The sequence below is a fragment of the Luteibacter yeojuensis genome (assembly GCF_000964085.1).
Classification (GTDB): domain Bacteria; phylum Pseudomonadota; class Gammaproteobacteria; order Xanthomonadales; family Rhodanobacteraceae; genus Luteibacter; species Luteibacter yeojuensis_A.
In genome coordinates this window covers 62647-83213 of the sequence record NZ_JZRB01000014.1, presented here as the reverse complement: position 1 = coordinate 83213, position 20567 = coordinate 62647, and the positions used below count along the sequence as shown (strand labels likewise).

Annotated in this window: 23 protein-coding genes and 1 pseudogene; 14 read left to right on the top strand and 10 right to left on the bottom strand. The window is 67.3% G+C overall.

Going from position 1 to position 20567, the window contains the following annotated elements:
* Nucleotides 1-17: 17 nt before the first annotated feature.
* On the bottom strand, nt 18-1748 hold the full coding sequence (locus VI08_RS06960; protein ID WP_045828826.1) for a sensor domain-containing diguanylate cyclase: 1731 nt from the start codon (nt 1746-1748) through the stop codon (nt 18-20).
* 181 nt (nt 1749-1929) lie between these two features.
* On the opposite strand from VI08_RS06960, the gene VI08_RS06955 reads away from it, so the two are divergent.
* The 4 genes from VI08_RS06955 (at nt 1930) to VI08_RS21670 (ending at nt 4375) form a co-directional block, all read left to right on the top strand.
* Nucleotides 1930-2517 carry a nucleotidyltransferase family protein gene (locus tag VI08_RS06955; protein ID WP_045828825.1) on the top strand — a complete coding sequence of 196 codons (588 nt, stop codon included), beginning with the start codon at nt 1930-1932 and terminating at the stop codon, nt 2515-2517.
* Between the two features lie 144 nt (nt 2518-2661).
* On the top strand, nt 2662-3498 hold the full coding sequence (locus tag VI08_RS06950; RefSeq protein ID WP_045828824.1) for a DUF2167 domain-containing protein: 837 nt from the start codon (nt 2662-2664) through the stop codon (nt 3496-3498).
* 8 nt (nt 3499-3506) lie between these two features.
* A complete protein-coding gene (locus VI08_RS06945) occupies nt 3507-4220 on the top strand; it encodes a hypothetical protein (RefSeq protein WP_045828823.1) in 714 nt (237 codons plus the stop codon).
* A complete protein-coding gene (locus tag VI08_RS21670) occupies nt 4217-4375 on the top strand; it encodes a hypothetical protein (protein ID WP_157006418.1) in 159 nt (52 codons plus the stop codon). Before VI08_RS06945 ends, VI08_RS21670 begins: the two co-directional genes overlap by 4 nt.
* A gap of 6 nt (nt 4376-4381) precedes the next feature.
* Here the strand turns inward: VI08_RS21670 and VI08_RS06940 are convergent.
* Nucleotides 4382-4773 (bottom strand): annotated as a pseudogene (locus VI08_RS06940) (Rid family hydrolase).
* Between the two features lie 108 nt (nt 4774-4881).
* Between VI08_RS06940 and VI08_RS06935 the strand changes: the two are divergent.
* The gene (locus VI08_RS06935) at nt 4882-5793 is read left to right on the top strand and encodes a LysR family transcriptional regulator (RefSeq protein ID WP_045828822.1); all 912 of its coding nucleotides are present in this window, start codon (nt 4882-4884) and stop codon (nt 5791-5793) included.
* Here VI08_RS06935 and VI08_RS06930 read toward each other — a convergent pair.
* On the bottom strand, nt 5765-6181 hold the full coding sequence (locus VI08_RS06930) for a DUF2000 family protein (protein WP_045828821.1): 417 nt from the start codon (nt 6179-6181) through the stop codon (nt 5765-5767). The genes VI08_RS06935 and VI08_RS06930 overlap by 29 nt on opposite strands.
* 77 nt (nt 6182-6258) lie before the next feature.
* Here VI08_RS06930 and VI08_RS06925 point away from each other — a divergent pair, with 77 nt between their 5' ends.
* A complete protein-coding gene (locus VI08_RS06925) occupies nt 6259-6771 on the top strand; it encodes an Lrp/AsnC family transcriptional regulator (RefSeq protein ID WP_045828820.1) in 513 nt (170 codons plus the stop codon).
* A 4-nt stretch (nt 6772-6775) separates the two neighbouring features.
* On the opposite strand, the gene VI08_RS06920 is transcribed toward VI08_RS06925, so the two are convergent.
* Nucleotides 6776-7510: an SDR family oxidoreductase gene (locus tag VI08_RS06920; RefSeq protein ID WP_045828819.1), complete on the bottom strand. Its 735-nt coding sequence runs from the start codon at nt 7508-7510 to the stop codon at nt 6776-6778.
* 66 nt (nt 7511-7576) lie between these two features.
* A complete protein-coding gene (locus tag VI08_RS06915; protein WP_157006415.1) occupies nt 7577-9076 on the bottom strand; it encodes a hypothetical protein in 1500 nt (499 codons plus the stop codon).
* Nucleotides 9077-9309: 233 nt separating this feature from the next.
* On the opposite strand from VI08_RS06915, the gene kdsA reads away from it, so the two are divergent.
* Nucleotides 9310-10155, top strand: a complete 846-nt coding sequence (gene kdsA, locus VI08_RS06910) for a 3-deoxy-8-phosphooctulonate synthase (protein WP_045828817.1) — start codon at nt 9310-9312, stop codon at nt 10153-10155.
* A gap of 5 nt (nt 10156-10160) precedes the next feature.
* Entirely contained in the window at nt 10161-10991 is an 831-nt protein-coding gene (locus VI08_RS06905; protein WP_045828816.1) for a PhzF family phenazine biosynthesis protein, read from the top strand.
* Here the strand turns inward: VI08_RS06905 and VI08_RS06900 are convergent.
* Nucleotides 10988-11887, bottom strand: a complete 900-nt coding sequence (locus VI08_RS06900) for a LysR family transcriptional regulator (protein WP_045828815.1) — start codon at nt 11885-11887, stop codon at nt 10988-10990. The two genes, VI08_RS06905 and VI08_RS06900, sit on opposite strands and share 4 nt — an antisense overlap.
* A gap of 97 nt (nt 11888-11984) precedes the next feature.
* Between VI08_RS06900 and VI08_RS06895 the strand changes: the two genes are divergently transcribed.
* A complete protein-coding gene (locus VI08_RS06895) occupies nt 11985-12812 on the top strand; it encodes an SDR family oxidoreductase (protein WP_045828814.1) in 828 nt (275 codons plus the stop codon).
* A gap of 1 nt (nt 12813) precedes the next feature.
* On the opposite strand, the gene VI08_RS06890 is transcribed toward VI08_RS06895, so the two are convergent.
* Nucleotides 12814-13569: an SDR family NAD(P)-dependent oxidoreductase gene (locus tag VI08_RS06890; protein ID WP_045828813.1), complete on the bottom strand. Its 756-nt coding sequence runs from the start codon at nt 13567-13569 to the stop codon at nt 12814-12816.
* A 139-nt stretch (nt 13570-13708) separates the two neighbouring features.
* Between VI08_RS06890 and VI08_RS06885 the strand changes: the two genes are divergently transcribed.
* Nucleotides 13709-14602 (top strand): AraC family transcriptional regulator, encoded by an 894-nt coding sequence (locus VI08_RS06885; protein WP_045828812.1) that lies wholly within the window; start codon nt 13709-13711, stop codon nt 14600-14602.
* On the opposite strand, the gene VI08_RS06880 is transcribed toward VI08_RS06885, so the two are convergent.
* Nucleotides 14599-15285, bottom strand: coding sequence for a helix-turn-helix transcriptional regulator (locus VI08_RS06880; RefSeq protein WP_045828811.1), 687 nt, complete (start codon nt 15283-15285; stop codon nt 14599-14601). The two genes, VI08_RS06885 and VI08_RS06880, sit on opposite strands and share 4 nt — an antisense overlap.
* Nucleotides 15286-15354: 69 nt before the next feature.
* On the opposite strand from VI08_RS06880, the gene VI08_RS06875 reads away from it, so the two are divergent.
* Both VI08_RS06875 and VI08_RS22185 read left to right on the top strand, forming a co-directional pair.
* Complete coding sequence (locus VI08_RS06875) at nt 15355-15774, top strand: VOC family protein (protein WP_045828810.1); 420 nt, start codon at nt 15355-15357, stop codon at nt 15772-15774.
* A gap of 82 nt (nt 15775-15856) precedes the next feature.
* Nucleotides 15857-16411, top strand: a complete 555-nt coding sequence (locus VI08_RS22185) for an ATPase AAA (protein ID WP_045828809.1) — start codon at nt 15857-15859, stop codon at nt 16409-16411.
* Here VI08_RS22185 and VI08_RS06865 read toward each other — a convergent pair.
* Nucleotides 16408-17406 (bottom strand): zinc-dependent alcohol dehydrogenase family protein, encoded by a 999-nt coding sequence (locus VI08_RS06865; protein WP_045828808.1) that lies wholly within the window; start codon nt 17404-17406, stop codon nt 16408-16410. The two genes, VI08_RS22185 and VI08_RS06865, sit on opposite strands and share 4 nt — an antisense overlap.
* A 96-nt stretch (nt 17407-17502) precedes the next feature.
* On the opposite strand from VI08_RS06865, the gene VI08_RS06860 reads away from it, so the two are divergent.
* Together VI08_RS06860 and VI08_RS20780 are read left to right on the top strand one after the other, a co-directional pair.
* Complete coding sequence (locus VI08_RS06860; RefSeq protein ID WP_232309486.1) at nt 17503-18342, top strand: LysR family transcriptional regulator; 840 nt, start codon at nt 17503-17505, stop codon at nt 18340-18342.
* 47 nt (nt 18343-18389) lie between these two features.
* Entirely contained in the window at nt 18390-19151 is a 762-nt protein-coding gene (locus VI08_RS20780; protein ID WP_052697737.1) for a hypothetical protein, read from the top strand.
* Here the strand turns inward: VI08_RS20780 and VI08_RS06850 are convergent.
* Nucleotides 19148-20536 (bottom strand): serine hydrolase domain-containing protein, encoded by a 1389-nt coding sequence (locus VI08_RS06850; RefSeq protein ID WP_157006412.1) that lies wholly within the window; start codon nt 20534-20536, stop codon nt 19148-19150. The genes VI08_RS20780 and VI08_RS06850 overlap by 4 nt on opposite strands.
* Nucleotides 20537-20567 lie beyond the last annotated feature (31 nt).

Genomic DNA, 20567 nt, shown 5'->3' with positions numbered 1-20567 from the left:
TAGATAGCGTGTCGTTGTCAGCGAACCGCATGCCGCGCCACGGCGCGATGCTCATAGAGCTGGTCATCCGCCCGCGCGATCACCTGGTCGACCGTATCGCCTGGCAGCCACACGGCCGAGCCCAGGCTCAGCGACCACTCGCTGGTTTCCAAGGCATCGCCCAGGCATTCCAGCACGTCGTCAAGCGAGGTGGCGCGGTCGATCACCACGAGGAATTCGTCACCGCCCATGCGGACCACGACATCCTCCGCGCCGGCGCAGTCGCGCAGCTGCTGGGCCACGGCGACGAGCACCTCGTCACCTTTCGCATGGCCTTGCGTGTCGTTGATCGCCTTGAAGTGGTCGAGGTCGGCGACGATGCACGCCCACGGGCCGTTTTCGACCGAGCGTTGCTCAAGCCGAGACAGGTATCGTCGGTTCATCGCATGCGTGAGCGGATCGCGCGTGGACCACTCGATGAGCGTGTGTTCGTAACGGCGCTGTTCGGTCACGTCCTGCGCGTGGCCAAGGATGTACGGCTCGCCACCCTCTTCGTCCAGGATGTTCTGGTAGCGCCAGTAGCGCAGCGAGCCATCCTTCGCCACGAGCTCGAGGATGCCCATGCCGCTCAGTTCCGCCTTGATGCGCTGCAGGTAGCTGTCCATCGCGACATGCCGCGTGGGCTGCATGAAGTGTTTCAGGTTCTGGCCCACCATCTCGCCGATTTCATAGCCGAGCGACGCGGCGGCGGCGGGGTTCACCGAGAGCACTTCGCCGTCCAGGTCGTGCGTGCAGATGAGGCCGAGCGAATACTGGAACAGCTTGCGGTACCGGCGTTCGCTCAACTCCAAGGAAAGCAGCGCCGTCTTGCGTTCGGTCACGTCCTGCACGGCACCAGCCAGCCGCACGGGCACGCCGTCTTCGCGCTCGACGGCGCCCACGGCGCGCATCCAGATGTGGCGCCCGGTCGCGGTGATCATCGGCACCGTCAGGTCCCATGGGATATCGTGGTTCCGCGCGCGCTCCATGGCGTCGGCGAGTTCGGCCTGCGTTTCCGGGAGATAGAACGCCAGCGCTTGCTCCAGCGAAGGCTGGGAGCCCACGGGCATGTCGTGGATGCGGCAGGTTTGTTCCGACCACTGCAGCGCCCCGGTCTTGAGATCGAATTCCCAGCCGCCCACGCCGGCGACGCGACCCGTGCGCTGCAGGAACTGCTGCTTCTCGTCCAGCTCGCGCTCGAGCCGGCGCGCGCGGCGCGTCTCGGCCAGCGCGACTTCGCGCTGGCGGATCAGGTCGGCGCGCTGCTCCAGCGCCATCGATGCCGCGGCGGCAAGGTGGTGCAACGCGCGCAGCTGGTCGGGGCGCAGGATGCGGGGCTGGCGATCGATGACGCAGAGGGAACCGAGGTGCGTGCCGTCGGCGAGGGTCAACGGCACGCCGGTATAAGCGCGAATGTTCGGCGCATTGGTAACGAGCGGGTTATCGGCGAAGCGTGGGTCGCGCGTGGCGTCTTCCACTTCGAGCATGATGCCGGAGCGCACGACGTGGTCGCAGAACGCGTACTCGCGCGGTGTTTCCGTCACGCCGGGCAAGCCGGTGTTGGCTTTGAACCACTGCCGGTCGCGGTCGATGAGGCTGATGAGCGAAATCGGCATGCCGGCGACTTCGGCGGCGGCCTTGACGAGGACGTCGAAGAAATCCTCGGCGTCTGAATCCAGCACGGCCAGGTTGTGCAGGCGCTCGAGGCGCTCAACCTCGCTTACAGGCATGTCCGGCTTCCGTCGTTCGCGACAGGCTAGCCGATGATCATCGGTCGATGTGAAGGCTGCGTCGCGTTATGGCGGGGCCGCGCCTGGCGGCGAAACTTCTTTCGAATCGCCGTGCGGGTTGGGCGGCACGTTTGCCGCATGGTAACTTTCCGGCCAGTTTTGATGCGTAACCGGGGCCACCATGCGGGCACGAGGGGAACATGACGCGGTGGTGCTGGCCGCGGGCGGCAGCGCCAGGCTCGGCCGACCCAAGCAGTTGCTGACCATCGCCGGGGAAACCCTCCTGCAGCGCACCGTGCGCATGGCCAGGGCCACGTGCCCCACCCGCCTGCTGGTGGTGCTGGGCGCCGGGGCCGAAACGCTGGCCCCGCTGGTCACCGGTTCCACCATCGTGTTCAACCCCACGTGGGAGGAGGGCCTGGGCTCGTCGCTTCGCCGCGCGGCGGCGGCGCTCGCCGGCCGGCCCTACCCCGTGCTGGTCACCATCGTCGACCAGCCCTGCCTGACGCAGGAGCACCTCGAGAAGCTCTTCGTCGCCTACGACGGCAGCTGCGACGTGGTAAGCGCCTATGGCGATGCGCTTGGCCCGCCGGCGCTGGTCCGCCCGGCCACGATGGCCATGGCCGCGACGCTACAGGGCGATACAGGCTTCCGCCGCCTGTGGACGGGCAGCCACCCGGCGGCTGTCCGCCGCGATGCGCTGGGCCGCGACCTCGATACACCGGAAGACGTGGCCGAGGCGGTGGCCGCCGGGCTGCTCGACGGCTGATACTCATTCTTGACGGGCCCCCACCGCCCGTTCAGAATTTTAGCTGCCGCGTCAGGGGACTTGCGGCACCCAGTACGGACAAGGGGTTCGCCCACCGGCGAGCCGTATTCGCGCGTCACCGCGCACGCTCAGGAAGAACACGCCATGCCCAAGCTCGCCCGCCGCCTCGCGGCCCTCCTCGCGCTCTCGCTCCTCGCGTTCGCCGCCCATGCCGAAGGCGTCAAGGACCTGCCCTGGCAGGTTGGCCCCACCAAGGTGCAGGTGGGTTCGCACGCCTCGCTCGACGTGCCGGCCGGCTACGCCTTCCTCGGCCCCGACGGCACGCGCCGCCTCGACGTCATCATGCACAACCCGCCCAACGAGGCGGACAGCTACACGCTCGCGCCGGAAAGCCTCGACTGGGCCGCCTTCTTCAGCTACGACGACGTGGGCTACGTGAAGGACGACGACAAGCTCGACGCCGACGACCTGCTGAAGTCGGTGTCGGAAGGCACGCAGGCCAGCAATGCCGAACGCCGCAAGAACAACTGGGACACGATCAGCGTCGAGGGCTGGAAGACCAAGCCCGTGTACGACACCACGTTCAAGTCGCTCACCTGGTCGTTCATCATCCGCAACGACCAGACCCACCACGAGTCGATCAACTACAACGCGCGCCTGCTGGGCCGCAGCGGCGTGATGAGCGCCATCGTCGTCGCCAGCCCCACCAAGATCGATACCGCCATCGGCGAGTTCAAGAGCGCCGTGGGCGGCTTCGCGTTCAACCCGGGCCAGTCGTACAGCGATTTCCGCTCGGGCGATCGCGTGGCCGAATACGGCCTCGGTGCGCTGATCGTCGGTGGCGCCGCCGCCGTGGCCGCGAAAAAGGGCTTCTTCACCGTGATCCTCAGCGCGCTGGCCGCGGGCTGGAAGCTCGTGCTGGTCGGTTTCGCCGCCATCGGCACGTTCTTCAAGCGCCTGTTCACGCGTAGCAAGGCCTGATCGCGCCGATGTTCCCGCATGCGTGGTGGCTGCTGGCCGGCGTCGTGGCGATGTATGTCTACGACGCCGTGCAGCTGCTCTATCACAACGAGGTGGTATTCCACGAAGGCCGCGACGGGCGCTGGGCTTTCTCGGTCGGCTCCGAGTTCCAGCTGGGCGGGCGGCATGTGTTCCTGCCGCCAATGCTGGCCCCCACGCGGGCGCTGCTGCGCCTGCGCTGGAGTTCGCAGAAAGCACCGGGGGCGGCACGGCCGCTGCACGGTCTGCGTGCATGGCGAGCGGCGGTGGCGGCATGCGCCTGGCCGGTGCTGCTCGTCGCCTGCCTGTTCGCCGCGATGCCGGCCGTCGTGTTCAGCCCCATCCCGGTGATCCTCGCATGGATGGCGGCGCTCTACCTGGCCATCCTCTCCGCGGTGCTGCGCGTATGGCGGGTACGCCGCGCGGCCGGGCTCAGCAGGAAGGAAGCCGCGGGCATCACCTCCGATGCGTTGCTGTGCGCGCCGTATGCGCTCGACATCATCCGCAAGCAGGGCGTGCGCGCGGGCGATCGCTTCGAGCTCGTCGCCGTGGCCCACGCGCTGCTCGATGCACCGGAACGCGAACGCCTCGCCCGCGCCATCCAGGCACGGGTGAAGCTACAGATGGAACTCGAGGACCTGGAAAGCGAGCGCCACGCGCAGCTCCAGGCGTATTCCCTGCAGATCGAAGGCGCCCTCGCATGAACCTCACCGACGTCGTCGTCATCGTCATCGCGCTGTTCATCGGCTACAAGTTCGTCTCCGCGATGATGGGCGAGCCGAAGCAGCCGAAGGCACCGCCTGGGCAGCCGCCGGCGCCGCGTATCGGTAGCGACACGCGGCGCGACGACCCGCCCTGAGCCTTCTCAGCCCGGCACCTTCGCCACCACCTTGATCTCGAACTGGAAGCCCGCGAGCCACGTGACGCCGATGGCAGTGGCGGTGGGGTACGGCGCGCCGCCCAGTACTCGGAGGCGATCGACCACATCCGCTCGAAGTGCGTCTCGGGGTCGACGATGAAGACGATGACGTCGACCACGTCGTCGAACGTGCAGCCCGCCGCGCCGAGCACGGCATTGAGGTTCTGGAAGGCGAGGCGGACCTGGGCATCCAGGTCGGGTTCGGGCGAGCCATCCAGGCGGGCGCCGACCTGGCCGGAGACGAACAGGAAGCCATCGGACTTCACGGCGGGGGAATAGCGGTGGTTTTCATACAGGGCGTGGCGGCCCGGGGGAAAGACAACGTCGCGCTTGGCCATGGGGGTTCTCCAGTGGGGTTTCCTCCAATCTAGGCACCCGCGGGGCCTTGATAAACGGCCAGTTCCACCCATCACTGTTTGGAGAAGCCAAACAATGGGGGGTGGCGCATGGACCGGTTCGACGCGATGCAGGCCTTTGTCCGCGTGGTGGAGACGCGCAGCTTCACCCGCGCCGCCGACACCCTGCGCATGAGCAAGACCACGGTGACCCAGCTGGTGCAGCAGCTCGAGGCGCGCCTGCGGGTGAAGCTGCTGAACCGCACGACGCGCAAGGTGAATGTCACCGCGGATGGCGCCGCCTATTACGAGCGCGCCGTGCGCCTGCTGGCGGAACTGGACGATGCGGAAACCAGCCTCTCCGACGCCAGCACGCTGCCCCGTGGCCGGCTGCGCGTTGACCTGCCCGCGCCGTTCGCGCGGCTGGTAGTGGTACCCGCGCTACCCGAGTTCCATGCCCGCTACCCCGATATCCAGATCGACTTCGGCGTGAGCGACCGCATGGTGGACATCATCGGCGAGAACGTCGACTGCGTGGTGCGCGGTGGCAGCATCCTCGACCAGTCGCTCATCGCGCGACGCATCGGCGACCTCACGCTCGGCGCCTTCGCCGCCCCGTCGTACATCGCGCGACGCGGCAAGCCGCTGGACCCGCGCGAGCTCGAGAGTGGCGACCACGACGTGGTCGGCTTCCTGTGGGCACGCACGCGCAAGACCTACCCTTACGTCATGCACCGTGGCGACGAGCGGCTCGAATGGCAGGGCCACCACGCCTTCACGTTCGACGACGGCAACGCCTTCCAGGCCGCCATCCTCGCCGGCCTGGGCGTGGCGTGGCTCCCCGCATACATGGCGAAAGCGCACGTCGCGCGTAGTGAGCTGGTGCCGCTGTTCGACGACTGGCGCTTCGAGACCATGCCGATGTCGGTGGCCTACCCGCCCAACCGCCACGTGAGCGCGAAGCTGCGCGTGTTCATCGAATGGGTGGCCAGCCTCATGGATGAAGGCGCAGGCCCTTCGTAGCCTTCTCGATGCCCTTGCGCGGCCCACGCAACGCGAGGCCGACGAAGTGGGGGGCCTCGGGGTCTTCGGCGAGGAACACCTCGCGGTTGGCCTCGTCGTGCGTGGAGGCGAACATCGCTTCCACATACACGGCGCGGGTCAAGTCGCGCTCCAGCGCGACGCGCCACGCGTGTGCGAGCTGCGCGGTATCGGCGGCGAAAATAAGCATCGGCTGTGCGAGCAGGCGCGCATGTTCGCGGCCGGCGGCATCGCGGTAGGGCTCGGCGCCCATCGCCTCGGGCGCGGCGCCCGCGATGCCCGTGGCGAGGAAGGCGGCCACGTTGAGCTTCTGCCACACCATCAGGTCGTCGCGGATCAACAGGGCGACGCGGGTATCGAACGGGGTCATGGGGCTCTTCGTGGAAGTGTATTAGGCTGGCCCAGTAAAACTCCGAACGGTATTCAGCAGAAGGCGGGCGCGGCCCCATGGGCGAAAAAACGAAGATGGTTTCGGCGAAAGGCACTGAAGGGGCCCGGCTGGACCCGATCGACCGAAAATTATTAGGCGCCCTGGCCGGGGACGCGACCCTGAGCTACGCCGCCCTGGCAGAACGGCTGCACCTCTCCGCCCCCGCCTTGCACGAGCGGGTGAAGCGGCTGCGCCGCGACGGTGTCATCAAAGGCACCGTGGCCGTGCTGGATGGCCCGAAGGTGGGGCGGCCGCTGCTGGCCTTCGTGCACGTGGATACGACGAGCTGGGCGGTGACGCGGCAGCTGCTCGCGCTGCAGGCGTTCCCCGAGGTGGAGGAAATCCACACCGTGACCGGCGAGAGCGCCATGCTGCTGAAGGTACGCACGGCCGATACGCGTGGCCTGGAGAGCCTCCTCGAGCGCATCCACGCCATGGAGGGGTTCAAGGGCACGCGCAGCTACATCGCGCTGTCGACGTACCTGGAGCGGGGCGCCAGCCCCGAAGAGCCGACGCCGCCGCTGGGCTAGCGGCTTACCAGGGCAGGGTCTTGCCGAGGTAGCTGAACGTGCCGCTGGGGCCGTTTGCGTCCAGCGTGGCCATCTGCACGCTCGACTTCGCGCCCGTCGGCACGTCGATCTCGCCGTGGCCGCCATTCATGTCGGTCTGCACGTAGCCCGGGTGGATGGCATTGACCTTGATCGGCGTATCGCGCAGCTCGTACGCGAGGTGGATGGTCCACGCGTTGATCGCGGTCTTCGACACGTTGTACGCCGGGATCTTGAAGCCGTAGATGGGCGACGACGGGTCCAGGTGCATGGCGATCGAGCCCAGCTGGCTCGAGACGTTGACGATGCGGCCCGCAGGCGCGGCCTTCACCAGCGGCAGGAAGGCGTTCGTTACCTCGACCACCGCGAACAGGTTGGTGTCGAAAGTCTCGCGCCACACCTGCAGCGACTGCTGCGACGGCGCCTTGTCGAGGGCGTCGACCAGGATGCCGGCGTTGTTCACGAGGATATCGAGCTTGCCGTAGGCGTCTTTCACCGTCTTCACCGCGGCCTCGATCGAGGCGCTGTCGGTGACGTCGAGGACGATGGCCTCCACCGGCAGGCCGGCGTCGGCCAGCTTCTTCGCGGCGTCTTTCGCACGGCCGGCATCGCGGCCGGCGAGCAGGGTATGGATACCCTGCTCGGCGAGCTGGCGGACGGTTTCGAAGCCGATGCCGCGCGTGGCACCCGTTACAAGTGCAACCTTCTTTGACTCATTCATTGCGATGACGCTCCCAGGGGCTCATGGATAAGGGACAACCATGAGCACTTATGGGCGCCTTTGCGGCTAAACAACTCCCCGGGTCAACGCGACATCCCCTACCAACGCATAGTTGTGCATCGGCCGCAGGCTGTGGTCGCTGGCGACGTAAAGGTCGATGTCGCCCGCGGTGTCGCGGATATTGCTGCGCGGGCCAGCCAGGCGCCCCGCCTTGCCGGCAGGCTCGGCCGGATCGCCCCAGCCCAGCGACAGCTTGGCGGCCGTCGCCGGCAGATCCGCCTTCAGCACGATCTGCAGCGTATTGGCGGCGATGACCATCACCCCGGCGATAAGATTGTTGTCCGTGGCGCTGGCCGGGACGATGGCATTGTTCACGTCGCGGATATCGAGCCCGTAGTTACGGGTGAACGCCACCCAGCTGCCATCGAGCACCAGGATGCCGGCGGGCACGTTGAAGACGACGTTGATGGTGCGTGGGCTCGTGATGGTGGCCGACACCATGTCGAGCGCGGGGTTACGCATGGGCAGGCCCGCCTGGCGGTCCTGGATGAGCTGGAAGATGGCGCGGGCGAAGTAGCGGCCCTGCCAGCGGTGGCTCTCGTTGGTGAGGTGCAGCATAGGCTGCTTCTGCGCCGATTCGTCGAAGTAATCGAACATGTATTGCGGGTTCGCCATGCGCATGTAGGTGCTGGCGAGGCAGGCATCGCGCTGCGCCAGCGCGATGAACGGGTTGCAGAAGGCCATGCTGGTGGCGCCGTAGCTGTTGTGGCTGCACACCTGGCCGACGAGCCACAACGGCCGCCATGCCTGCTCGGGGAGCATCACCTGGCACAGCTTTGTCCAGTGCGCGGCCTCCAGCGCCTTGAGCTTCGAGGCGTAGGTTTTGCGGGTTTCGCTGAGCCCCGTCGAATCCGCCTCGCCCTGCTGCCACGTCGTGGCGAGCCAGCCGATGTTGCCACCGCTGGTCGCCGCCTCCGCGCGCATCAGGGCCACCATGTACTGCAGGCGAATCTGGTTGTCCTTCCACCCTTGGTAGCCGCTGAGGTTGTTGGCCGCGAGGGCGCTGGAGAAGTAGCCAATGGGGCGACCGCCCTCGGCACCGGTGAAGGCGCTGTAACGGCTGTATTGCGCGAGGAAGGGAACGCCCGTGAGTGCCGCCGTGTATTCCACGAGGCCATCGGCGCAGGCGTTGGTACCTACCTCGCCGCCCGTGCCATGGCCACCGTCGTATTCGACGAGGGGCGCGAACGACGCCATCGCCGCCGGGTCGGTACCCGGCCGAACGCCGCCGTTGAAGGTGACGTTCGCATAGATCTCCTGCAGGGTGAGCGCTGGCCTGCCCCCCGTGCCCACGGCGTTGGATTGCCCATGGAACATGATGAGTTCGCGCCTTGCGCGGACGATCACATCGCTTGGCAGTGGGGCGGCGGCTGCCCCTGCTGGCTCGCTGAACAACGCGGCGAGTCCCGTCAGGCCGGTCGTGCTTGCCAGGCCAATACCGCCAACGGCCGCCAGGCTCTGGCGGAGGAAGTCGCGGCGGGGCCGTGACGAGTCGTCCTCTTTCATGGTTGCGCCTCACTTAAGGGGGAGGGGGTGGCGCGTCGAAAAGGAGCGTGTTGCGAGGGGCCCGATACTAGGCGGGCAAATGCGCGCGAAAGGTGCACGCTGCCGTCTTCGCTTAGTGGTTCAAATTGGCGTGGGAAAGATGTTCCCAGCGCGTCACGACGTTGCACCACGATGGGCCGCAGGAACGTGTGGGGCGCTATCATGGGCGCCTGCCCCTGCCCCCTGGAGTCGAGATGAACGTTTCCATCGCACCCGGCGTCGATGTCGGTAACCGCTTGCCGTTCGTGCTGTTTGGCGGCCTCAACGTGCTGGAAGACCTCGATTCGACCCTGCATGCCGCAGGAAAGTACGTGGAAGCCACGCGCAAGCTGGGTATTCCCTATGTGTTCAAGGCCAGCTTCGACAAGGCGAACCGCTCATCGCTGCATTCGTACCGTGGCGTGGGCCTGCAGGAAGGCATGCGCATCTTCGAGCGGGTGAAGGCCGAGTTCGGCATCCCGCTCATCACCGACGTGCACGAAGTGGCACAGGCGGCCGTGGTGGCCGAGGTGGTCGACGTGCTGCAGGTGCCGGCGTTCCTCGCGCGCCAGACCGATCTCGTCGAAGCCATCGCGAAGACGGGCCGCGCGGTGAACATCAAGAAGCCGCAGTTCATGAGCCCCACGCAGATGAAGCACGTCACCAACAAGATCGAGGAGGCGGGCAACAAGCGCATCATCCTCTGCGAGCGCGGCACGCAGTTCGGCTACGACAACCTCGTCGTCGACATGCTGGGCTTCCGCGAGATGATCGAATCCACCGGTGGCTACCCGGCCATCTTCGATGTCACGCACAGCCTTCAGCGCCGCGACGCCGGCAGCGAAGCCAGCGGTGGCCGTCGCCGCCAGGTGGTGGAGCTTGCGCGTGCGGGCATGGCCGTCGGCCTCGCGGGCCTGTTCCTCGAAGCCCACGCCGACCCGGACCACGCCCGCTGCGATGGCCCCAGCGCCCTGCCACTGCATGCGCTCGAGCCGTTCCTCGCGCAAGTCAAAGCGCTGGACGACCTGGTGAAAAGCTTCGCGCCGCTCGATATCCACTAAGCGCGATGGCACACCGGCGGTTCAAGCAGGTTGACGTATTCGGGGGGCCACCGTTCATGGGCAACCCCGTGGCGGTGGTGCTCGATGCGGAAGGCATGGCGGATGAGCAACTCGCCGCCATGGCCCGCTGGACGAACCTTAGCGAAACCACGTTCGTGCTCCCGCCATCCGATCCGCGCGCGGATTACCGCGTACGCATCTTCACCACCCTGTACGAGCTGCCCTTCGCCGGGCACCCCACGCTGGGCACCTGCCATGCGTGGCTCGAGGCCGGCGGCGTGCCGAAGGGCGGCGAGATCATCCAGGAGTGCGGCGTGGGGCTGGTTCGCCTCCGCCGCGATGGCAGCATGCTGGCGTTCGCGGCGCCCCCGTTGCAGCGCTCGGGGCCGGCCGATGCTGCCCGAGTCGAGGCCGTGCGTGGCGCGCTCGGCGTGGCGGCCGGCGACCTGCTCGATGCGCAATGGGTGGACAACGGCGCCGGCTGGCTTGCGCTGCGCCTGTCGAGCCGCGCGGCGGTGCTCGCCCTGGCGCCTGATTTCCCGGCCCTTGGCGACGTCCCCGTCGGTGTCTTCGCGGCCGATGGTGATGCCTTCGAACTGCGCGCTTTCATCGCCGGCGACGGCTTGCAGGAAGACCCCGTGACCGGCAGCCTTGCGGCAGGCGTGGCGGCGTGGCTCGCACGCGATGGCCTGGCCCCCGATGCCTACGTGTTCCACCAGGGTTGCAAGCTCGGCCGGGACGGCCATATCCACGTTCGTCGCGAAGGCGCTGGGCTGTGGATCGGTGGGCGCACCACGACCCTCGTCGATGGAACGGCGCGCACCGACGAGCGCTAGTCCACGACATCGACCTCACGCACGACATCGATGAACGCGCGCAGCGGTGCCGGCACCTGCCGGTAGCTCGCATAGTAGAGGCAAAGCGCGGGTGTCTCGGGTGACCACTCGCCCAACAGCACGACCAGCCTGCCATCCGCGAGCGCATCCCGCGCAAACGGTTCCGGCACAAAGGCCACGCCCATGCCCGCGATGGCCGCCGCCACCATCAGGTCGTTGTCGTCGAGGCTGAGCGCGCCCGGCACGTCGACCTGCACCTCTTGCTTGCCCTTGCCGAATTCCCAGCGGTAGCGCTTGCCGCTCGGCAGGCGCTGGCGGATGCACTGGTGGTGAAGCAGGTCCCGCGGCTTGCGCGGCATGCCGGCGCGTTGGACATAGCCAGGCGATGCCACCGCGATGAAACGCACCGGGCCACCGAAGCGTACCGCCACCATGTCACCGGGCACGGCTTCGTCCAGCCGCACGCCGGCGTCGAAGCCCTCGGCCACGATGTCGACGAAGCGCCCTTCGCTGACCAGGTCGAGCTCGACGCGGGGGTGGCGTTGCAGGAAGAGGGGAATGGCGTGGTCGAGCAGCCAGCGCGCGCCGCCCTTGTTCGCGTTGATGCGCAGGGTGCCGACGATCTCCCCTTCGCCGTGGCTGAGGTCATCGAGCGCTTCGTCCAGGTCCTGCAGCAAGGGCGCGGCGCGCTGGAGCAGCTTTTCGCCGGCCTCGGTAACCGCGACGCTGCGCGTGGTCCGGTGCAGCAGCCTTACACCAAGGCGATCCTCGAGACCCTTCACCGCATGGCTCAGCGACGAGCGCGAGACGCCCGACGCATCAGCGGCACGCTGGAAGCCGCGATGCCGCGCGACCTGGATGAACGCCTTGAGGTCCGCCAGGGTGATATCCGCCATTGGTGAAAATTCCCCACGAGGCCATGCATATTGGTGCATCTTATCAGCCCAGTACCCAGCGCCTATCTTGGAGAAACACCCTTCCGGAGAACTCCTTATGAAGACCTGGCTGATTACCGGCGCCTCGTCGGGCCTGGGCCTCGACATGACCCGCAAGCTGCTTGCCCGCGGCGACCGGGTGGTTGCCTGTGGCCGCCGTGGCGAACGCCTGGAACCGCTCGCCGCCGAGGCGGCCGACCGCCTGCGCATCGTGCGCTTCGACCTTACCGACACGGCGGCGCTGCGCCGCGAAGTCGACGCGGCCTTTGCTGCCTTCGGCCGCATCGATGTGGTGGTGAGCAACGCGGGATACGGACTCTTTGGCGCCGCCGAGGAGGTCTCCGACGAGCAGATCGACCGCCAGCTCGCGACCAACCTCACCGCCTCCATCCAACTGGTGCGCGCCGTGCTGCCGCACCTGCGTGCGCAGGGCGGCGGCCGCATCGTGCAGCTGTCGTCCGAAGGCGGCCAGGTGGCCTACCCGAACTTCAGCCTTTACCACGCAAGCAAATGGGGTATCGAAGGCTTCCTCGAAGCGGTAGCGCAGGAGGTGGCACCGTTCGGCATCGATGTGCTCATCGCCGAGCCAGGCCCGACGGCGACGGAGTTTGGCAGCGGCCTCGACCGCGCGCCTGAAATGCCGGTGTATGACGCCACACCCGCCGGCGATGTGCGCCGTGGCATCGCCAGCGGCGCGTTCGCCATCAAGGGCGACGCGGGGCGCACGGTCGACGCGATGATCCAGGCCGCCGACCAGCGCGAACCGCGGCGACGGCTTGCGCTGGGCAGCACGGCCTACGAGAACATCCACCGCGCCCTGCTCGCGCGGCTGGACGACCTCACGACGCAGAAGGCGGTGGCGTACTCGGCTGATAGCGACGGCTAGGTCAGATGCCCTGCCCGCCCGACACTTCGATCCGCTGGGCATTGACCCAGCGGTTCGCGGGCGAGAGAAGGCTGGCGACCATCGGGCCGATGTCATCGGCCACGCCAACACGGCCCAGTGCCGTGATGCCCGCGAAAAAGTCGTTGTATTCGGGCGTATCGCGCACGGCGCCACCGAAGAAATCGGTTTCGATGGCACCGGGCGCCACCGTGTTCACGGCGATGCCGCGGCTGCCCAGCTCCTTCGCCATGTACACCGTGAGCACTTCGACGGCACCCTTCACCGCGGCGTACGCCGACCAACCCGGTGCGGCGACGCGCGTGAGGCCCGTGGACAGGTTCACGATGCGGCCACCGTCGACCAGCAACGGAAGCAGCGCTTGCGTGAGGAAGAACACGCCCTTGAAGTGCACGTCCACGAGGCGATTGAACTGCGCCTCGGTGGTTTCGCTAATTGGCGCGAAGTCACCGTGGCCGGCGTTGTTCACGAGGTGGTCGAACGTCTCGCGGCCCCAAGTGCTGCGCAAGGCGGCGCAGAAACGCGTGGTGAAGTCGGCGAAACCCTCGGCCTTGCCGACATCGAGTTGCAGGGCGACGGCCTTGCGGCCAAGCGCCTCGACCTCGGCGACGAGCGCCGCGGCCTCGGCGGCGCGCTGCTGGTAGGTGATGACCACATCGCCGCCGTTACGGGCGACGTGCAGGGCAGTGTTGCGGCCGAGGCCGCGGCTGGCACCGGTGATGAGGGAGATGGTGGTCATGGGGTTCTCGGGGGTGGTGGGTGATGGCGCCAGTGTGCGCGGGGGACGCTTGGGAGCCTTTGCCTGGATGTCGTCGGGCTTTGCCCGATCCTCCGAGGTGGTCTCTCTGGTGCCTTGGTGGGGCTATGATGCGGGGGTCATGAATCCACGCCCGGCTGACCCATTACTCCAGACCGCCCGCCGGTATGCCGATGCCGCCGTGGGCGCCGGCGGTTCGGTGGCTACCCCCGTGCCGGGGCTGACCGTCATCCGCTGCGATGCGCCGAGCGGCCTCGATTACGCCATCTCGCGCCCCCTCGCCTGCCTGGTGCTCCAGGGCAGCAAGCGCGTGACGCAAGGCACCCACACGTTCGATTTCACCGCGGGTGATTCGCTGTTGATCACAGCCGACGTGCCCACCGTCAGCCAGATCACCGACGCCAGCCCGGAGGCGCCGTATTACTCGCTGGTGATGGATCTCGAACTGCCGCTGGTGGCCGAGCTGCTCGTAGAAATGCAGGCCGAGGCCGTGCCCGCACGTTCACCCGTGCGCGTGGAGCCGACCGACGGTGAAGTCGCCGACGCGGCGTTACGGCTCATGCGGCTGCTTGATCGTCCGGGCGCACTGCCAGTGCTGCGCGCGCAGTTCGTCCGCGAACTGCACTACTGGCTGCTAGCGGGCACGCACGGCGATGCCATCCGCCAGCTCGGCTGGCCCGACAGCCACGCGCAACGCATCGCGCGTGCGGTGGCCGTGCTGCGCACCGCGTATGCGGAGCCATTACCGGTGGAACGGCTCGCCGCCGTGGCCGGCATGAGCCCATCGTCGTTCCACGAGCACTTCCGGAAGACGACGTCGCTCTCGCCGCTGCAGTTCCAGAAGCAACTCAGGCTCATCGAGGCGAAGCGGCTGATGACGGCCGAGGGCGCGTCGGCAAGCAGCGCCGCGTTCGCCGTAGGCTACGAAAGCGTGCAGCAGTTCACGCGGGAATACCGGCGGCTCTTCGGCTTGCCGCCTGCGATGGACAGGGCGCGCGTGCGTGCAGGCACCTAGCGCCGTTCACTCAGTTCGCGGAGATACTTGCGCAACAAGCTGGCCCGCTTCGGCCGGAAAGTCGTCGTTGTTGGCTCCACGCGCTGGATGCGCTCCAGCCGGAACATGCGGAAGCCATCGCGCAGGCAGCAGCGCGCCAGCAACATGAGCATGTTTTCCAGGTAGACGACGGCCAGCGGCCAGATCGTGCGCTCCGTCGCTTCACCGTTTCGATCGGTGTAGGCGATGACGAGCGCGCGTTCCTCCCAGCAGGCTTCGCGGAGCGTCTCCACGTGTTCAAGCGGCGCGTAGCGCGGCGTCATGCGCCGCACGTGTGAGATGGCGTGCACCAGGTGTTCCTGCGTCTTCGACGGTAGCGTCGCCGCAACCTTCGCGAGCACCGCGCCGGCGGCGTCCGCGAGGGCAGGGTCACCCATGTGGCGCACCTCGGCCATGCCCAGAGTGATCGCCTCGATCTCCAACCGCGTGAAGCCCTGCGGCCGCAGGATGCCGTCGTTGATGAGCGTGTAGCCGTAGCCGCGTTCCGAATCGATCTCGGCGCCGCCAGCACGCAGCACTTCGATGTCGCGGTACACGGAACGCAGCGATACCTCCGCTGATGACGCCAGTTGCTGCGCCGTCACCGGCGGCGGCATCGAGCGGAGCAGGTGCAGCAGCCGGAAGAGGCGATTGGAGCGCGACATTCAATTGACAGGAACTGGCAGGAGGGGTGCCTATCTTAAGCGCTCACACCCACCCAGGAGCCACCGCCCATGTCCGTTCGCACCGTCACGCACCTCAATTTCCGCGGCCAGGCCCGCGACGCGCTCCATTTCTACCGGCAGGCGCTAGCTGGCCAGCTGACGCTGGTGAGCTACGGCGACGCCGGCCAGCCCGGGCTGGCGGCCGACCCGTCGCACGTCATCTGGGGCCAGGTGGCCACCGACGCCGGCTTCCACGTCATGGCCTACGACGTGCAGGCCGACCTGCCGTGGAACCCCGGTGAGAACGCTTTTTTCATCTCGCTCCGCTGCGATAGCGAGGACGAGGCGCGGACCTTGTGGAACGCGCTTGGCGAAGGTGGCACCGTGCGCGAGCCCATGGGCCCGTCTCCGTGGTCACCGCTGTACGGCAAGCTCGAAGACCGCTTCGGCGTCATCTGGCTCATCGACGTGGCGGTGGCTTACCGCTGATCGGGTTCCCGACCACGCCAACGGCGGCAGTGGTGAGGGGCGTGGTCTATCCTCGGTGGCACCCTTTGGTGCCATCCCGGCCATGACCTACACGCCCTCCCTCGCCGATCTTGGCCCGCGTATCTGCGTCCTCGGGCCGTCGAACAGCGGTAAGTCCACTCTGGCGGATGCGATGGGCCGGGCGCTCGACCTGGACGTGGTCCACCTCGACCAGCTGCACCACCTGCCGCATACGGCGTGGCGGCCACGCCCGCGCGATGAATTCCACGCGCTCCATGATGCGGCGATCGACGGCGACCGCTGGGTGATCGATGGGAACTACTCGTCGTGCATGCCACAGCGTTTAGCGCGCGCCACGGGCGTGGTCTTGCTCGACGTATCGACGCTTACAAGCCTTCGCCGTTACCTGTGGCGCACGTGGTTCGGCCACCGCCGCGTCGGCGGCCTGGACGGAGCGCGGGAGCGAGTCCACTGGGCAATGCTTCGGCATGTCGTCTTCGCAACCCCGGCGAATCGTCGGCGCTACGCCGCCATGTTCGAGCAGCTACCGATGCCAAAGGTGCGGCTTGCGTCGGTACGTGCGATCCATGCGGCGTACGCCGCATGGCGCTTGCCGGAACCTAGGCCTGATAGTTAATCGACCAACACCACGACCTTGCCCCCCGCCTTGCCACCCTCGACAAGGTCGAGCGCGGCATTGCCTTCGGCCAGCGTGAAGCGCTGCGACGACATCACTGGGCGCAGCTTGCCGGCATCCACCAGCTTTGTCGCCTCCGCCATGATGGCGCCGTGGTGCTCGCGGCCCTTGCCGGTGAGCAGGGGCATGAGCGTGAAGACGCCCGAATACGTCGCCGCGCGGAATGACAAAGGCGCGAGCGCGTGCGTGCCCCAGCCGAGGCTGCTCACCACGTGGCCGCCGTAACGGCGCGCCGCGACGAAGCTGGCATCGAGCGTGGCGCCGCCAAGGGTGTCGTACACGATGTCGAAACCTTCGCCCGCGGTGTGTGCGTCGACGACCTCGCTGATCGGCGCATCGCGGTCGATCCACGTCGCCCTCAGGCCTTCGATGATCGCCCGCTGCACGCGGCTGCCCGTGGCGTACACGTGGGCGCCACGGCCGACCGCGAGCTGCACCGCCATGCTGCCGACGCCACCGGCGCCGGCGATGACCAGCACCGACTGGCCCTCGCGCACGTTGGCGCGGTCCACTAGCCCTTCCCACGCGGTGATGAAGGCGAGCGGGAGCGCCGCCGCTTCGATAGGCGGCAAGGTCGCCGGTGCGTGGGCGAGCAGGCGGGCATCGACGGCGGCGTACTGCGCCAGCGAACCTTGTACGCCGCCGACGCCGCCGGTCATGCCATACACCGCGTCGCCGGCCTGGAAGCCCTCGACACCGGCGCCCACCACCTCGACCGTGCCCGCCATGTCGATGCCCAGGATGGCCGGCGCGGGGTGGCGGGCGTGGCCGCCCTGGCCCGCGCGGATCTTCCCATCCAGGGGGTTGAGGCCGGCCGCGGTGATGCGGACGAGCACTTCGCCCGGGCCTGCGACCGGACGCTCGACGGTGCTGAGGACAAGGGGCTTGCCAGCGGCATCGAGGCGCAGGGCGGACATGGTGGCGTTGGCGTTCATCGGGGTTCTCCGGGGCGACGGCGTCGCTGATGACGCTACGTTAGGCCATGCCCAGACGCATGGGAACGCCCGTAATTGCACGCCGACCATGCATAAATGCATGATACGGCGATGGAATGGAGCGACCTCAGGATCTTCCTCGCCGTGGCCCGTGGGGGCACGCTCGGTGCCGCCGCGCGTGAGCTTGGCCAGACCCAGCCGACCATGGGCCGACGCATCCGCGTGCTCGAGCAAACGCTTGGCCTCACGCTATTCCAGCGCACCAGCGAAGGCTTCGTGCTGACCAACGAAGGGGCGGCCGTGCTGGCCCATGCCGAACGCATGGAGGCCGAGGCCCTGGGTATCGCGCGTGCGGCGAGTGGGCAGGGCGGAACGCTGGAAGGCGTGCTTCGCGTGTCGTCGTCGGACTGGTTCGGCACCTACGTGCTCACGCGCGCCATTGCTTCGCTCGGCGTGAAGCACCCGGGCGTGGTCGTCGAGCTCATCACCGATGCGCGGTTGCTGAGCCTCGCGCGGCGCGACGCCGACCTCGTGTTTCGCATCGCGCCCTTCGACGAACCCGACATCGCACAACGCAGGCTGCTGCAAATGCCGTATGCCGCGTACCGCGCCGATGGCAGTGATGCGCTCGACAGCGTGGTGACGATGGACACCGCGTTTGGCGGCATGCCCGACGTGGCATGGCTACGCGAACGCCTTCCCGACGCGCGCATCGCGTTCCGCAGCAACAGCCGCGAAGCCCAGGCCCGTGCGTGTGCCCTGGGCCTGGGTATCGCGGTGCTGCCTTGCCCGCTGGGTGATGCGACCCCGGGTATCGAACGCATCGATCTTGGCGGCCCACCGCCCACGCGCGACGTGTGGATGGGCTACCACCGCGACTTGAGACACCTGCCTCGGTTGCGTGCGTTTGTCGACGAAATCGTGGCGATCAGCTAGCGTCAGGACCGAAACCTTATCCAGGCCGCTTACTCGACGGACACCCCATGCGCCGACACTGGACGACGTTCCTGGCCGCCACCGTTGCACTCTGGCTGCTTGCCCACTCCGTGGCGTTTTTCAGCCACGAGTTTGCCCACACGTTCACGGCGCACTTCCTCGGCTGGAAGATGGACCCGTTCGACCTCGACTGGGGTTCGCCCACGCCGATAAACGTGGTGCTGCACCAGGACATCGACGAGAACGTGGATTACCGTCCCATGTTCGCGAGCGGCCATGCCACCCACGCGGGCATCATCGCGCTCGCGGGGTCGGCTTTAGGCAATCTTGGTGCCAGCCTTTTCGTCGGCCTGGCGTTGTTCGCCATCGCGCGCCAGCGCAAGTCAGTCGTGCTTGGCTGTTTCGCTTACTGGCTCGTCGCGTTGTGTGTCGGTAACCTGGTGTCGTACGTTCCGCTTCGCGTGTTCGCGATGCATGCCGACATGCACACCGTCGAAGCCGGCTTCGGCTGGGCACCCGGCCAGGTCCTCCTGTTCGTCGGTGTTCCCTACCTCGTTGCCTTGCTTTGGTTCTACGCACGGTTCCAGCCCGCGACACTGGCGTGGCTTTTCCCAACCCACGTTGCACGTCGATACGCGATGCTGCTGCTGACGGCCATCACCGTCTTCGGCTTCTTCTGCCTCGGCGGCCTTGCTGGCTACGGCGATACGTCGCACCAGTTGTCGGTGGCTTTCATGGTGGTACTGGCACCACTGTCGCTCCTCGTCGGCCTGTGGCTGGACCGGCGAACGGTGGGGCGTGGAGGTTAAGGTCCAGGCGCCGCTTTTGACCGCGCCCAAACGGTCCGCTGCTCGTAGGTGTAGTTGTAGAGGGTCATCGTGCCCTCGCCGAACTCCACCTCCATGTTTTGCTCCGCCGCATAGAACTTGTCCTTCGTCTCAGGCTTCAGGTGAACCGGCGGCTGCCCAGGCGTTGCCAGCACAAGGCCATCCCCGTCGGTGGTGATGCCTAGCGACGTGCTCGACCCCTCCATGGCATAGGTTCCACCCAGGGCGTCGAGTGACGCCCGCTCGACGGATGCCACTCGCCCCGTCGACGGGCGGATGCCGTTCGGGTCGGCCTCCAGTTCGAGCAGCTCGTTGGTCACACCGTACGTGCCTGGCGATTCCAGCGGCCGGGAACGCGAGATGTTGCTGAGCACGACCACCGTGTCGCCGCTGCCTGGAAAGAAATAGACCTGTGTATGGAACCCGGGCAGGTCACCGCCGTGGCCGATGACAGGTGCGCCACTGAGCGTCTCGATGAAGGCACCGTAGCCGGCCGTTTCGATCCGCGGCGTATCCATGGCTTTCAGGGTGGCCGCATGCAGCACCTTGCCACCTTGCAGCGCGGCGACCCACCGGGCGAGGTCGGCGCCCGTGGAATACATGCTGCCGGCAGCGCCAAGGACGGAAGGGTCTGCGGTGACAGCCTTCGTCAAGGCGCCATGCGAGGTCACGTACCCCGATACATGCCGCTCGATGACCTGTGGCGTTCCACCGATGCCCGTGTCCTGCAGGTGGAGGGGATTGAGGAAATGGCCTTTGATGAATTCGGCCCAGGATTCACCACCCGCCTTTTCCACGATGGCGCCCAGGATGACGTACTCGATGTTGGTGTAGTCGTACCGGCTGCCAGGCGCGAACTTCAACGGCTTGTCCTGCACGGCGCGGATGAGTTCTTCCGGCGAGTGCGGATCGATGCGGAACTGTGGGTAGTCGTCCATGAGGACGTCATCCGGAATGCCCGACGAGTGCACGAGGAGCTGCTCGATGGTGATGTTGGCCCAGGTGGCGGGCAACGGCTTGGGAAGGAACCCGGCGATCCGGTCGGTCACACGGAGCTTGCCGTGGTCCTGCAGCCAAAGTATCGCGGCAGCAGTGAACTGCTTCGTGAAAGAGCCGATGGCGAAGCGCATGCCGGGCGTCAGCGCCACGGGTAGCTCTATGTGCGCCAGGCCGTAGGTCTCGTCGCTGAGGATCGCGTCGCCATGGGCCAGGACGATCTCGCCGTTGAAGCCGTATCGGTGCTGGTAGTACGCCCCGATGCGCCTGGCCTCCGCCACCTTGTCGACGGGAGGCCGTTGGTCGGCAGCGATGGCCGGTGCGACGCATGCGAGCAACATCAAGGCGAGGACGCGCTTTCGTGCCGACACGGGAAGCTCCCTGGGATACCTTGGCGAACCC